Origin of the sequence: Eubacterium sp. MSJ-33 (assembly GCF_022174665.1) — a bacterium.
Classification (GTDB): domain Bacteria; phylum Bacillota; class Clostridia; order Lachnospirales; family Lachnospiraceae; genus Coprococcus_C.
The window spans coordinates 2,165,992-2,180,891 of record NZ_CP076562.1 but is presented as its reverse complement, the minus strand read 5'-3'; the positions used below and the strand labels follow the sequence as shown (position 1 = coordinate 2,180,891).

The following is a 14,900-nucleotide window of genomic DNA, read 5'->3' as shown; positions in this document are numbered from 1 at the left end:
TAATGCTAGCCGGAAAAGAAGAAATCGAACGTCAGAAAATATTCGGTCGTGACCACTTTGTATATGAAGAAAATTCCTATTTTATCGATGTCAATGATGACTCCGAGCGTATGTGGTTCCAAAACCGGATCGGTGTACCAAACTATAAATGGTTTTTGGAAGGCACCGGTGACAAGCACTGGGTTCTCTACAATCCAACTTGTTTTATGCCAACGAAAAACTGGAACGGAAAAAAGATTTTAAAGTTTAATTATCGTGATTTCAAGGGTGGTAGATTGGAAGTTCCAATCAACGCAAGCAGCTGCTGTGGTATGTTTTCCTGGGTAACTCTTCCAGAAGGATTCCAGATCGGCGGATTGTTCAACACGCGCGGCATCAAGGATATGAACCTGATGTTCGCGGGCTGCGTCATGCCGAAGGGATTTTCTTTGGGCGACCATTTCCATACAAGGGAGGTCGAGGACATGCGTTACATGTTCTACCAGAGCTCCGTATCGGAGGCATTTGATTTCGGCAAGATCTTCGATACGACCCATGTCACAAACATGGAGTACATGTTCTCAGAGTGTCGTATTCCGGACGGCTTGAAGTTCCCGGAGCGTTTCGTGACTTCCCAGGTAACAAATATGGATCACATGTTCTATGAGAGCGTTTTCCTCGGCAAGACCGACTTCGGCGAAGGCTTCGTCATAGCGCCGGGCACAAACACGACAGATATGTTCACGGACTGCATGTTCGGAGAAGAGAAGATTGACAACCAGTATAACCAAGATTTCAACTACGTAAAGTCAAGACTAAGTTGACGGCTAACGGAATTTGCATATACACTAACAAAAAGAAACCACATGGATACGAGTAACATACATATGTTTGGAACTTAGAAGTTCTTAATGTTCTGTAAGTACACAGCAATGTTTGAACACGACGTTCAAACAAGCCGCCACTGAGCCATGGACGGCGAATTGGCGGCGGTTGCGTACATTACCATAGTATAAATCAGAACATTTAGAACTTCTTAGTTTCAATACATCGTATTTACTCGAACCGATACTGGATATATGCAGTTGATATGGTGTGTTTCATTTATCTTACATATTTCCGGTAGAATGTATCGAGTTCCAGCGGCTTGTCGTAGTAGTACCCCTGGATGCATTCAACGCCCGCGTTACGCACGATGGAGAGGGCTTCCACCTTCTCGACACCCTCGGCACAGACGGCAATTCCGACCTTCTTGCAATAGCTCACGATGAACTCGATCAGCGCCTTGTCTTTCGGCTTTTCCGTGATGCTTCGTGTCATCGTATGGTCTAGCTTTACCATGTCGGCAGGGATATCCTTAAGTACTGTAAGTGATGCATATCCGGTTCCGAAATCATCCAGCGCAATGCTGATGCCCGCATCCTTGAAAGTCTGCAGAACATCCGATAAAAATGACGTGTGCTCCACACGACAGCTCTCCGTCAGTTCCAGCATAATCGCATCATGCGGAATCTGGTAATGATCCAGACGTTCCACAACGTAATCCAAAAGCGTCGGATCTTTAAATTGTATGTAAGAAACATTAATCTGCAAACGCTTTAATGGCATATGTCCAATCTGCTCCCGCCACTTGTCAAGTGTCTGCAACGACTGGTCAATCACCCATTTACCAACCCGGATGATCTCCTTGGAGTTCTCCAGTATCGGAATGAAATCCATCGGCCCGATCACACCGAATTCCGGATGTGTAAATCGTAGCAATACTTCCGCAGCATCACATTCTTCGCTCTTTGTCTCCACCACCGGCTGCATTACGATACGGAAGCCCTTGCAGTCTTCCTCGACACATTCCCGAATTGTATCCTTCAATCTTGTGGTATATTTCTTCTGCGCAAATAATTCCTTGCTGTAAAATACAACATCTTCGGTATTCGTCAGCTTCGCATGGTCGAGCGCATAGAACAGATTACTCTGTATCTGGTCTAAAAACTCCCCATCCTCCGGAAAGAATGCAGCCGCCGACTTAAACCGCAGGTGCACCGGCTGTCCGGAGACAACGAGATTCTTCATAAAATCCTCAACGAAATTCTTATATTCTACAACTCGTTCCACGCCGGCATCCTGCATGATTACAGCAAAATTCGCACCATCCATCCGGAACACGTGGCAGTTATGATGCACACCCTCCAACAGCTTCTCACTGATCTGCGCCAATACCTTGTCGCCAAACTCATAGCTGTACTCTGCATTGATCCGCTTGAAATTTTCCAGACCGATCATCAATATCCCGCCATGGGCGTGGTCATCGAGCAGGCGGTTTAATTCACTCCGGAACTGATACAGCGTCCATAGATTGGTTACTGCATCAATCTTCGTCCGATGTCCCATGTTCGTGACAAGTCCGCCAAACCAGTCTGCGTTTCCGTCCGCATCATACGTCATATACCCGCGGCAGTTCACCCACACATACTCTCCCTGTGCGTTCTTGATGCGGTACTCGCAGTTATGATACGGCGTCACACCATGAAACAGCTCCATGATATCCTCTGTATACTGTTCCACATCCTCCGGGTGAATCCGGCTGATCCATTCCCGCGTGGAATCACCGAACACCTCTCCCGGCAAACCAAAATATTCCACTGCCGATGCGGACCAGCGTGTTGTATCTTCTTTGATATTTCCATAAAATAAAAACGTTTTGCCCGGTGCATTTGCCACCAGGTCAAAATAACGCGATTCAAATTCTGATTTGTCCACTCATACACGCTCCTTCCCTCTCACTTTTCATTTTCTTGTGTATGCATATCAGAATGTTTACTTTTTTTGCATCCTATTTCCTTCTTATTATATAAGATATTTTCCAAATAAGCAATACAAACCGCCAGAATATGAAAGCAATCGTGCAAAACCGTTCCGATTCCGTCTTGTTCCCTCCGATACGAACGATAGAGGCTGTTAAAGCTTGTCCGCGCAAAACATATTTCCACTGCTACACGCATATTCGGCAGGATGGCTAACATGTCACGCATATACATATGCAGTTCTTTTTCATAACGGATGTGCGCAAAAAATCCATCTGCATACCCCATCGTATGTGGGTAGGTAAAACGGTCTGCCAGATAATGTATCGCTTTCCCAAGCCTGTAATAATCATACACGGACAATCGGTTCTTTCTCCGGAGTACGCGGTACATCCGATTGACGAAAAAACGAGACCCTTCCGCTGTATGGCCACCGATCAGCATACGCCGATGGTCATTCAGCGACAAAGGTCCCGCGTCCGTTTGTCGTCTATGGGCGCACAGCAGTTGAAAATATCCGTGGATGTACGAGCCTTTGTTGACATCCGGCATGATATTTCCCACCACAAATGCGTATCTTTTTGCTGGTTCTTTGATTTCAAATGCATGTGCAAGATATCGCCCGAGGGCGAAATGATCTTTGGTCTGCATAATTTACGTCCCTACTTCTGCTCTTTTATTTCCAGTTCCGGCTGCATGGAAGCGACCTTTGTATTCGCCGGAATGGATGTCGTGACAAAAGAGTTACCGGCTACAACCGAATTCTCACCGATCACTGTCTCGCCACCTAAGATAGTAGTATTCGCATAAATCACCACATTATTCTCGATCGTCGGATGTCTTTTCACCCCCGATAACAACTGGCCTTTTCTTGTTGACAACGCACCGAGCGTCACGCCCTGATAGATCTTCACATGCTCACCGATCGTCGTTGTCTCACCGATGACAATACCAGTACCGTGGTCGATACAGAAATATTCACCGATCGTTGCGCCCGGATTGATGTCGATTCCGGTCAGTCCATGTGCGTATTCCGTCATAATACGTGGAATATATGGAACCTTTAATTCATATAACACATGTGCATACCGATATACAAAAATCGTAAAGATACCCGGATAAGAAAGGATGATATCCTGATGATCCTTTGCTGCCGGATCGCCGTTAAACTCCGCATCCACATCCTTTAAGATCATCGCCTGAATGTCCGGAATCTTCGCAATAAATGTCGACGTATACTCCTCTGCTTTCGCACGGATTTCTGTATCTGCCAGAGCGCGGTTGTCGAATTTTAATGCAACACGAATCTGCTTGAATAATCTTTCATAGAGGATCGCCAGTGTGCTTCCGGCGAAATTATCCTTTGACACATACGCCATATTCTCGGAACCGAAAAATCCCGGAAATGTGACCGTGCGCAGTCCTTCAATAATCGAGATAATGGCATCCCGATCCGGTACGCAGTCACCCAGCGACATGTCAAAAATCTTCTGTTCTTCATAATTTTGCTTCAGGCGCGCGGTCGCCGCCTGAATCGTCTTTGTTACAATTGTTCCCATGACCTGCCTCCAATATCTATTCAAATCATAACCACCTCATATCCGCAGATGCATCTGCCGGTCTGCTTTTTATACCGGACGCAAATATTGCAATTCTCTTCATACTATATTATGATATAGAAAAATTGCGCGGATGTGCAATGGCTATTTATATTTTCAATATTTATACTATACTATTTTAGGTAGGAAAAGTCCAAGGAATTTTTCGGAGGAGCTATGAATAAGAAAGCATTGATCGCAATGAGCGGAGGTGTTGACAGCAGCGTCGCCGCCTATCTTATGAAAGAAAAGGGCTACGAATGCATCGGCGCCACGATGAAATTATATCAAAATGATGATATCGTTATCAACAAGGAGCACACCTGCTGTTCCTTAGACGACATCGAGGATGCCCGTGCCGTGGCACAGCGGCTGGGCATGGATTATTATGTCATGAACTTCAAGGAGCATTTCAAGGAGCAGGTCATGGACAAGTTTGTACACTGCTACGAATGTGGCATCACGCCGAATCCATGCATCGACTGTAACCGCTATCTGAAGTTCGAGTATCTGTATCATCGCGCCACAGAACTGGGGCTCGATTATGTCGTAACCGGACATTATGCACAGATCGCGCAGGATGAATCGACCGGTCGTTATCTGTTGAAGAAAGCCGTCGACGCGGGCAAGGATCAAAGCTATGTGCTTTATTCCCTGACGCAGGATCAGCTTGCACATACCCAGTTCCCACTCGGCGGTATGCCAAAGAGTGAGACGCGTGCCATTGCCGAAGCACATGGGTTTGTCAATGCGAAAAAACATGACAGTCAGGATATCTGCTTTGTCCCGGACGGAAACTATGCAAAGTTTATCGAACAGCACGCATGCAAGGTCTATCCGGAGGGTGATTTCGTCGATGTCCACGGCAATGTCTTAGGGCGTCACAAGGGCATCATCCATTATACGGTCGGACAGAGAAAGGGGCTTGGTCTCGCCCTGAAAGAGCCGATGTATGTTATGGAGATTGACACGGAAAAAAATCAGGTCGTGCTTGGACGAAATGAAGATCTCTTCTCCCGTCGTCTCATCGCAGAGGATGTGAACCTCATCTCCATCGAACGATTAGATGCACCGCTCCGTGTCACGGCAAAGGTGCGGTATCGTCACGCGGAAGCACCGGCTGCCGTAAATCCATTACCGGATGGCAGGATTGAAGTTGTCTTCGATGAGCCGCAGCGCGCCATCACCAAAGGGCAGGCGGTTGTCCTGTACGACGGAGACATCGTGGTTGGCGGCGGCACGATCTGCGAGACAGAGAAATTATATTAGGACGGCAACCCGTATATCTGATTTTTCTAATATAATAAGAACCCGCATTTGCGGGTTCTTATTATTCTTCCGGATCATTTCAGAATTCTATTCTTCAATTGTTATGACATCTTTCAGAATATAATCAAACGTCGGGGCAGAACAGTTCCGGTTCTCGACGTATTCCTTGTTCAGGTCATACGTATCACTCGTATCGTTCGGATTCACGCCGAGATAGTCGCCCTGAAATACATGTACACTGCCCTTCTTAAAATCATTTTCCAGAGAATCGATCTTCTCTCTCGTTCCGTTTGCCGCTACCACTTCATTCAGCTCAAGCATTTCCACCCAGCCCTCGTCGAAACCGGCGCCGATATCCTGTCCATTGACATTTCCCTTTACCCGCGACTCGATAGACTTGTTATCAAGCACGGCACCAACTGCCGCCGTCATATATGGTACCCAGTTGATCTTACAGCCCGTCAGATACGTCGTCGGTGCAACATCTGCCATACTCTGATTATATGATGCCAGATATACTTCCTGCGTACTGTCTGTCTCCTCACACGCAACCGCAGGTCCGGTCGTATCCGAATGCTGGGACAAGATCACGCAGCCCTCTTCGATCAGTGCCTGCGCGCATTTCTTCTCCAAAATGTAATCATCCCATGTGTTCGTATAACGCACAACCATCGTCGCCTCCGGTACAACCTCGCGCACGCCGAGGAAAAACGCCGTATAACCGGAGATCACTTCCGCATACGGATAGGCCCCGACATAACCAACCTTTGCCTGCTCCGCTGTAATCTTCCCCTGCTCGATCAGTTCCTTTATTTTCATGCCGGCAACCACACCGGACACATAGCGCCCCTCATAGATGGCTCCCATAAACGTATGATAATTTACAAGTACCTCATCCTCGTTCGCATTCGAGCATGTTGCCTGACAAAATTCGATCATCGGATACTGCTTCGCATATTGCTTCATCGTTACTCCATAGCCATAGCTCGTACCAAAGATGATGTCGCAGCCGGCATCGACTAATTCCTGCAAGGCAACCGCTTCACTTCCCTCCGGAATATTATATTTACTTATAATCTCTACCTGATCCCCGTATTCATTTTCAATCGCATTCTGCGCCTTGACAAAATTCATTGTATACGCCGTACTCTCATCACCGACATAGATGATTCCGACCGTCACATGCTTTCCCTGCTGTTTGTCAAACACCGTGCGCTGCAGACCAAAGATAGCGAGGATTGCGAGACATGCACTTAAGATAGTCAAAATATAGGTTTTCTTCATGCCTTCTCCTCCTTCTTATGGCTGCTGCCCTCATCTGCGGCCTCGGTATTTACCGGATCTCTTTTTTCCTGCGGCTCATACAATTTCGAGACATCAATCACGCCCTCTTCGATCAGTGACAGCATGATATCCACCAGCTTCGGATCAAACTGGGTTCCGCGCCCCTTCTTTAACTCTCCAAGCACAAAGCCAAAATCCAGTTTCTTTCGATAGACACGGTTCGCCGTCATCGCATCAAATGCATCCGCAATACCTATGATCCGCGCATTTAGCGGGATTTCCTCGCCCTTTAGTCCATGCACGTACCCTCTGCCGTCGTAGCGTTCATGATGGTAGAGTGCCCCCTCCTGCACGTTGTCGATCAGGGTAAATTTCTTTAGGATCTCTGCCCCTTTTACCACGTGGGACTTCATGATCTCATACTCTTCATCGTCGAGCTTCGAAGGTTTGTTCAGCACACGGTCCGGAATACCGATCTTTCCAATATCATGCAGCAGTGCTGTTTTCCGAAGTGTCTCACACTGCTCCTCTGTAAATCCTAACCGTTTTGCGATCAACACAGAATACTCCGATACACGCATGGAATGCTGGCTTGTATTCTCATCCTTGGCATCCACGGTACGCGCGATTGTGAGTACGGTTTCATTTCCCATCTCAATCTGATTTTTTGCAAGTTCGAGTTCCCGCTTCTGCATCGCGATCGTCCGCTGGATCTGCGTCCGGATCAACAGCCATGCCATGTAGAACATCGCCAGTGCGAACACAAAAATCGCATACAGTCGGAACCACCAATAATCGTAAATTTCCTTTTCCTTCTCGATCGTGTATGTGCTTTCTGCCAACACGGACTGTCCCTTGCTGTCCAGCACGGCTAAATGGAATATATATGTATTCGTTGACAGATTCGTATATACGATATTGGTAAGCTCACTCTGTCGGACAATCTTCGGTTCCTTGTCGAATCCTTCCAGCCAAACACTGACGTACGGGTCATTGACGGAATAATTCACAACCTCCGGCACGATTTCGATTCGGCTTACCCCACGCTCCAAAATCGTCGGTTCTCCACGTTCCACCTTGACGATCGCATCGTCCACCTTGATGGACTTCACATACATTCGATAGGAGCGCGTCGCCACATCATACTGATTCAGATTCAGCTTCACAACCCCGGTATCCGTAGACAGATAGAGGTTCTCATGTTCATCCAGATAATTCCATGAATTTGGCGTGAGACTCTTCTGCAGTCCCATCTTCGCATTCAATAGCTTATATTCCAGTTCTCCGCCATCGAACAATGTCTGCTTATCCACAACATAGATTCCCGCGGAGCCCAGCACAAACAAGGTTCCATCCTGCCGTTCCACGACATCAAAATTATTATAATAAGGGAAATTCGTAAATTCCCTGATCATCCCATCTGCATCCATATAAGAAAGGCTGTTACTCGTGACAATGAATACACCGTCTTCCTGCAAAGATGCCACCAGCCGCATGACAACGCCGGAAGAAAGTCCGTCTTCCTTGGAATAATGTCCTGTCACCTTGCCGTCCTGTATCCGGTAGATGCCTGCGCCATCACTGCCCGCAAGCACACTGCCGTCTGCACATTCCAAAAGACAGAGGAGCTTCGTATTCTCCAGTCCATCTGCACTTCCGAGTGTGCCTGTTACCGTTCCATCCTTGATATACGTGATACCGGAATCCCCGGATGCCATAATCGTTCCGTCCTCCAGTTCGATCAACGAGCGAAAGCGCTGTCCGTTCGCATTTACTGTCTCATCATACACTCGCAGACTGCCATTCGGAGATATCTGATACACACCTTTTCCGGCCGTTGCAACCCACAGATCATCCCGGCTGTCCACCATCAGATTTCGGATACGCACCCCTTCCAGCTCTTTCGTCCATGCATTTTCGATTTCCCGATTCCAGTCACCGTCAACGACCGCCAGTCCCTCATCCATGCCGATATACAAATCCCCCTGCCAATAAGCCGTGCTGTTTACAACCTTTGTATCCAATCCGGCTTCCACGTTTATATCCGTAAATACCGACTGACACATACGAAGCAGACCAAGCCGGGAAGATGCAAACCAGTAATTCCCCTGATAATCGATCAGCATATGTTCCAGAGAACTGTTGAACTGGTTCATCTTAATCTCATGGCACCGGTCATTTTGATCCAGATACCCTGCACCGTTATATGCGCACAAATAGACAATGCCCTCCTGTATCGTGATAGACGAAATTTCCGACAGGCTTTGACAGCGAATCGTCTTTTTCTCTACAAGACCATCTTCCTTTACTGCATATTTGATCATTTTATCAGAAGCAGTTCCTACATACAGACTGCCGTCCTCCGCAAACCGGCAGCAGGTAAATCCGTTTTCTTTATCCTGATATTTGGCAACTACCTCCGTGTCGCGCACGAGATATAACATGCCATCATCCGTTACCACAGCCACATTGCCTTCCGCATCTGCACTCACACTGTATGCATAGACGATTTCCTCTATATTTGTCTCGACCGACAGACCGCCGGACAGTGTCACCACGGACAGACTCCCGGTTGTTCCCACATAATATCTTCCGTCCGCCCCCTGCGTAATGCACCGGACAGAATCCGCACCAAGACCATCCTTGACATCCAGAACATTTGCAATATTGTCATTGATACAGATGGAAAGTCCGCTGTCATTGGTTCCAATCCACAAACGTCCTGCCTCATCCGTATACAGGCAATTCGCGTTCTTGACCGATTCGAAATTATCCATCAGCGTAAATTGCGATCCATTGTATCGGTACAAACCACCATATGTTCCAATCCACAACACGCCATCCGTCGTCTGCGCGATATCATTTGCCTTGCCGCCCGGCAGACCGTTGTCGTTGTTGTAAATCGTCTGTACATACCGGTCAAAATCGATGCTTCCCTCCTCCGCCGCATAGCTTACAACACCCGCAGCAGACATGAGCTGTCCGGCAAGCGCCATTACAAGCAGCGCAGAAACAAGCCGTTCGGGTTTGCGTCTGCCTGATTTTTTCGATATACCTTTTTCCCTGATTTTTCGTGAAAGTTTAATTAAGAAATAAAGACACAGGCACATCAGTACCTTGTCCAGAAAGTCAATATAAAACTGTCCGGCGATATGACTCACCAGACTGTTGATGCCAATCCCTGTAAACAGAGCTATAATACCATCGCCCCATACATTCTCGATCTGCCCGTCAAAGAAGATATAATTACACGGAACTGACACGGTAACCGAAACCACAGTCAGCAGAAAGCCGACCGAAAGTGTCCCAAACAGATGCTCAAACCAGCGGCGTTTCGCACAGATGCCAACGATCACACCGATTGCCAGACTGACCGAGCCATATATAATATACGTATAGGAATACAACACACCATACACGATATTCAGAGAGATTCCAACAACTGCACCGCACACGGGACCAAGCAGGTACGCAATCAGCACGGTTCCAAACGAATCCAGCCAAAGTGGAAGTTCCAACCGTTCCCCGAACATCTTCCCTGCATAGTTCAAAAATATGCATGCAATCACACTGATACAGATGATATACCATCTCTCGTTCTTTCGCATATGCTATCCTCTCTCGTTCCAACGACGAAATCCCACTCTTTTGTACTCTAACTTATTTTTTTATCAGATTTTTGAGATTCCGTCAAGTTTTCTGGGACGAAATGCGTTTTTCTGGGATAAAAAGCAGAGAAGTTACAACTGCCGCTCAGCATCCTCAACCCCGCCATATCCATACAGGCACGCCATATAATTCATAATATCATATGTCAGATTACCCTCTGCCTGTGCAATATCGGTCACAAATTTACCAAATAAGATAAACGTCCGGTCTCCATAAGCTGCCATATCTCTGCGCAGCGCACACTCAATAGTTTCCTGTGCATCATTCGTATAGATAAAACGCACATAGCCCGCCATCTTCGGATAGTGATCAATGAATTTCTGCAGCCAGTCTAATTGCAACTGTACCAGATCCTCTTCAATTGCAATTCGTTTTTCTCCTCGTGTAACAGTCACGGCATCCCCTGATCTGCAATCCTGAAGATAGCTTGTGAGTAATTCATTCGGCCATGCCATGTAACGGCTTTTTCGCATGATAAAAAATGTATTCCAGTCATCTGGATATATAACGCTTCCAAACAGGTTCCACTCTGCATCAATGATCGCTGCGATGACTTCCTCCCTGTCAAAACGCTCCTCCGTTCCTACTTCATGTGCCAGCCCCATCGCTTCTTCTAGATCGTACTTGGATGTTTCGGTATTTTTTTCTCTTGCCGCCTGCTTCAGATCATTCACATATTCTCGGTAATTTGCCTCCATCTCGGCATCCTCTACTGCGCCAAAATCTCCACGATCCACTCGCTGTATCAGATCCTGTGCATATACATCCAAAAATGTATCTGTTCCCTTCACAACACCCTGCATCTTTAATTCCATCAACAGATACTCAGCAATATCCTCAAAGCAGGATACAATCTCATCCTTATAATTCGTCTCATACGCACTATATGTACGTCCTTCCCAGGCTGCTGCCTGATTCGGAATTACAGCGATCCGGTCAAGAATTGGAGCCACACTGTCGATCAGCGATAAACTCTGCAGTCCCTTCCGCATCCACTTATAATAAGGGGCATATTTCTGGTTCAACAGATATATGATCTCCATTGTATACTGCATTCCTTTTGTCACACAAAGACTCGCGGTGACATAATCCTGTCTTGCCATCATCCGCGCATAATTCGTCTGTGCAGTCTGAGCAAATCCATGCAGTTTCTCCGCAAGCCGCATCATCCACACTTTCGTCGGATAATATTCAAGCAGACTCTCCCGCACCTTTGTAAATGCTCCTATATCATCCCGGAACACCATACCATTTGTCGCCGCAGCCAGCTTCTCTTCCGATATCTGTCTCCAGCTATCAGGAAGGATATAGCCACCCTCTGGTGTTTTCTGTACTTTTACACCAAGGAGATTTTCATAGAATTCCCGTACAGAAGATACACCTCTTCTGTGAGATAATACTTTATTCACTGAATTCGTCGGTGCCTCAATTCCATTTTGCCGCAAAAATTCGTCTCCAAAATCGACCAGAAGCTGTTCATATGATTTTTGCACCATCGCACCGACACTGCGATAATCTTCCTCTGAAAGCCACAGGCAGAACCCAAGTGCAAAATCATGATCACGGGAAATCGCATCATCATACCCAAAGCATTCTGAGCCCTCACCAACGAGCCCAACTGCAATCCTGGCTTCGTAATCCGGAAATTCCTCATGGATCATCTTTGCTCCATACATCTCATAAAACCGTTTGCATACGTGCAGCCAGTTATCTTTAGCATCTGGCTGTACGACATCTTCTGATAATGTATCCACATAATCTTTATCCTGCGGTGCAGATGACGCTGGTACAATATCTTTCGGCACAGATTCTGCATGTTTCTCACCCATATGCACGATATTCGTCAGATACTCCACCGATGTGTGTGGTTTCATATCCGCCGTCAGAACAGCCGTCTGTTCTTCTTCCTCTTCATCTTCTCTTTTTTTCATTTCCTCTGCGTAATACTTCGCCTGTTTATACCGCTCTTCGATTTGCAGATACGCATCGGTCTTTCCAACATGTTTCTCCATTTCCTGCATCGCCTGCGCATAATAGTCTGCTCCCTGCACATATGCTTCCCGCATACATAGCGCATCTCCCATCGTCGCAAGCGCCGTGCTGTAATGATAGTCCCTTTTTCCATCCCATTCAAAGATTCGAAGCGCCCGTTCCAGACACTGCAAAGCTTCCTCATACATCATAGACGCGGTCGTTCCGTCCACACGCTGTCCATTTTTTCCCGCAGGTGCACCACCCGCAAGCTGCAACAGAACCTGCGCCAGATTGCACCGTGTGGTTGCCTGTTCTTCCCATGCATTCTGCTGCATATCCACAACCGAAAGTGCCTGCCGGAACATATTCTCCGCCTGTCTCAATTCTCCACTGCTCTGATAGACAAACGCCCAGTTATTATAAAGCGTTGCAAAGCGGTAATCCCCTGCCGAAAGCTTCTCTCTGTAGATCACTTCCACACGTTCAAACAGACTCTGTGCCTTCATATAATATCCAAAGATACGGTAGGAATTTGCAACATTTAACAATCCGGTTGCGTATTCCACGGTTCCTTCCATTCCCATCTTGACAAGCGTGTCCTCGATGTCTGCACAATAACGAAGCCCTTTTGCATTTTGTTTTGTATCTCTGCACAACCCCATCATTTCGTTCAGCAAGGAAAGTGCCGATGTATAATCCCGCTCATCCATCGCCACTTCAATATTCGTTGTCAGGAAATCTTCTATATCTTCCAGCGAATGACTTCCAAACATATTATCATAATCCATCAACACCTGATTGATATCCATCGGTCGTACCTCCTCATTTCCCCGAATATTTCTATGCACACGCCTTTAACTGCATCGCATCGACAATGCGGTTTCGCACCAGCTTCGCAATCTGTTCCGTCGTAAGCCCCTCATACTCTTCCGGATAGATTGCTGGCAGGAAATGCACCTGTGTTTTGACTCGCCGCAGAGAATTAATCTCAAATGGCTTGTAAGAATCGATCAGCAATACCGGAACGATCGGACAGTTCGCGCGCACTGCACATTTGAACGCCCCTGGCATAAATTCCTTGATTGCATTCCGGTTGTGAAAGTACCCACCCTCCGGAAATACGATATATCGTCTGCCCTTTTTTACCTCCTTTGTAACTTTACGGACTGCTTCAACCTGACTTTTAATGTCTGTCTTGTCGATCCGGCAGCCGTCAATCAATGTTATAAACTGATTGACAATAATCATCTTCGAACGTTTCGCATCCATCATCACAGTACAAGGCTTCTTATGTGCGTCCATAATTCCAAGCGCATCATACTTCCCCTGATGATTTGCATATAACACATAACCGCCATCCGCCGGAAGGTTCTCCACTCCGGTTACATTCGTCCGGATTCTGCCATTTCGCTTCATGACATGAATCACGCGAAGTGCCACCCGATAACGATCTGCCTCAGAATAGCGTTCCGCATTTCTCTCTATATAACTTCCCTTCGCCAAATAGTAAATAATATAAGGCAAAGAGATAATAATCACATACCAAAATCGTAGCATTTTCTCTCTCCGTCAAAAAAATAAAAGGATCTTGTCAAAGACCCTTTTATTGTAACACTGAATTGTTAGAAATAGCAAACCTTTTATGTATTTATTCGCTCTGTTTTGACTTGTAGTATTCATCAAACAGTTTATTCGCTGCATCCAATGTCTTACTACTGATATCCGGCAAATCTTTGCCCCATGCGGAGGTTGCCTGCTTAAAGCCCTTTTCCATTGCTTTCTGCATCTCACGCATCTTGTCCTCATCGTCACCGGCGAGAGCACTTGCGAAATCAAACAATCTCTGTGAGGTCTGCTTTACGCCCCAGTATCCATCCTCGGAGATATCTTCCTGTGCCTGCGCTTTTGTTGCTGCATCCACAGTGAAGTTTCCATTTGCAAAGATCTTCCAGATAGAATCGTCTCCATTTGCAATTCCGTACATACCAGCCTGCTTACCAAGCATCTGTGAGACGAGATTTGTGAGACTGTTCTGTCTGCTCTCCTGATCCGCCTTAAGCTGCTTTACCAAAGCTGCGCGGTCTTCCTTGCTCATCTTGTTGATGGAATATGGTGCCTTGGCACTTTCCTGCGTGCTCTTCTCGTAAACCGCATCCTTCTCTGTCTCAGCAGAAGTCTTCTTCTCGGATGTCTCCGCAGCCTTTGCTGTTACGCTGTAATCAGAAACGGTCTCACTTGCAGCCTGCATACCTGCCATTGCATTTACTGTCATTCCCATGTTCTTTTGCTCCTTCCTTAGAATTGTGCGCACTTCCCTGTGCTTTTG

General features: G+C 46.7%; 10 protein-coding genes. 2 read left to right on the top strand and 8 right to left on the bottom strand.

All coding sequences use genetic code 11. From position 1 onward, the window contains the following. Positions 1 to 2: 2 nt before the first annotated feature. A complete protein-coding gene (locus tag KP625_RS10180; RefSeq protein WP_238297682.1) occupies positions 3 to 803 on the top strand; it encodes a DUF285 domain-containing protein in 801 nt (266 codons plus the stop codon). A gap of 280 nt (positions 804 to 1,083) precedes the next feature. Here the strand turns inward: KP625_RS10180 and KP625_RS10175 are convergent, their stop codons facing one another. Genes KP625_RS10175 through KP625_RS10165 form a run of 3 tightly spaced genes read right to left on the bottom strand, consistent with a single transcriptional unit; the run spans position 1,084 to position 4,339 of the window. Next, positions 1,084 to 2,736 carry a GGDEF and EAL domain-containing protein gene (locus KP625_RS10175; RefSeq protein WP_238297681.1) on the bottom strand — a complete coding sequence of 551 codons (1,653 nt, stop codon included), beginning with the start codon at positions 2,734 to 2,736 and terminating at the stop codon, positions 1,084 to 1,086. 20 nt (positions 2,737 to 2,756) lie between these two features. Further along, positions 2,757 to 3,431 carry a zinc dependent phospholipase C family protein gene (locus tag KP625_RS10170; RefSeq protein WP_238297680.1) on the bottom strand — a complete coding sequence of 225 codons (675 nt, stop codon included), beginning with the start codon at positions 3,429 to 3,431 and terminating at the stop codon, positions 2,757 to 2,759. 11 nt (positions 3,432 to 3,442) lie between these two features. Then, positions 3,443 to 4,339 carry a serine O-acetyltransferase gene (locus tag KP625_RS10165; protein ID WP_238297678.1) on the bottom strand — a complete coding sequence of 299 codons (897 nt, stop codon included), beginning with the start codon at positions 4,337 to 4,339 and terminating at the stop codon, positions 3,443 to 3,445. Between the two features lie 216 nt (positions 4,340 to 4,555). Between KP625_RS10165 and mnmA the strand changes: the two genes are divergently transcribed. Continuing rightward, complete coding sequence (gene mnmA, locus KP625_RS10160; protein ID WP_238297676.1) at positions 4,556 to 5,647, top strand: tRNA 2-thiouridine(34) synthase MnmA; 1,092 nt, start codon at positions 4,556 to 4,558, stop codon at positions 5,645 to 5,647. Between the two features lie 87 nt (positions 5,648 to 5,734). On the opposite strand, the gene KP625_RS10155 is transcribed toward mnmA, so the two are convergent. The 5 genes from KP625_RS10155 to KP625_RS10135 all read right to left on the bottom strand — a co-directional run bounded on the left by KP625_RS10155 (position 5,735) and on the right by KP625_RS10135 (position 14,852). After that, entirely contained in the window at positions 5,735 to 6,931 is a 1,197-nt protein-coding gene (locus KP625_RS10155; protein ID WP_238297674.1) for a BMP family ABC transporter substrate-binding protein, read from the bottom strand. Beyond that, positions 6,928 to 10,539, bottom strand: a complete 3,612-nt coding sequence (locus KP625_RS10150; RefSeq protein ID WP_238297672.1) for an HD domain-containing phosphohydrolase — start codon at positions 10,537 to 10,539, stop codon at positions 6,928 to 6,930. The genes KP625_RS10155 and KP625_RS10150 overlap by 4 nt, the downstream gene beginning before the upstream one ends. A gap of 132 nt (positions 10,540 to 10,671) precedes the next feature. After that, positions 10,672 to 13,383 (bottom strand): DUF4125 family protein, encoded by a 2,712-nt coding sequence (locus KP625_RS10145; RefSeq protein ID WP_238297671.1) that lies wholly within the window; start codon positions 13,381 to 13,383, stop codon positions 10,672 to 10,674. Positions 13,384 to 13,414: 31 nt separating this feature from the next. Beyond that, the gene (locus KP625_RS10140; protein ID WP_238297669.1) at positions 13,415 to 14,131 is read right to left on the bottom strand and encodes a lysophospholipid acyltransferase family protein; all 717 of its coding nucleotides are present in this window, start codon (positions 14,129 to 14,131) and stop codon (positions 13,415 to 13,417) included. A 91-nt stretch (positions 14,132 to 14,222) separates the two neighbouring features. Next, entirely contained in the window at positions 14,223 to 14,852 is a 630-nt protein-coding gene (locus tag KP625_RS10135; RefSeq protein WP_238297667.1) for a hypothetical protein, read from the bottom strand. Between the last annotated feature and the right edge of the window lie 48 nt (positions 14,853 to 14,900).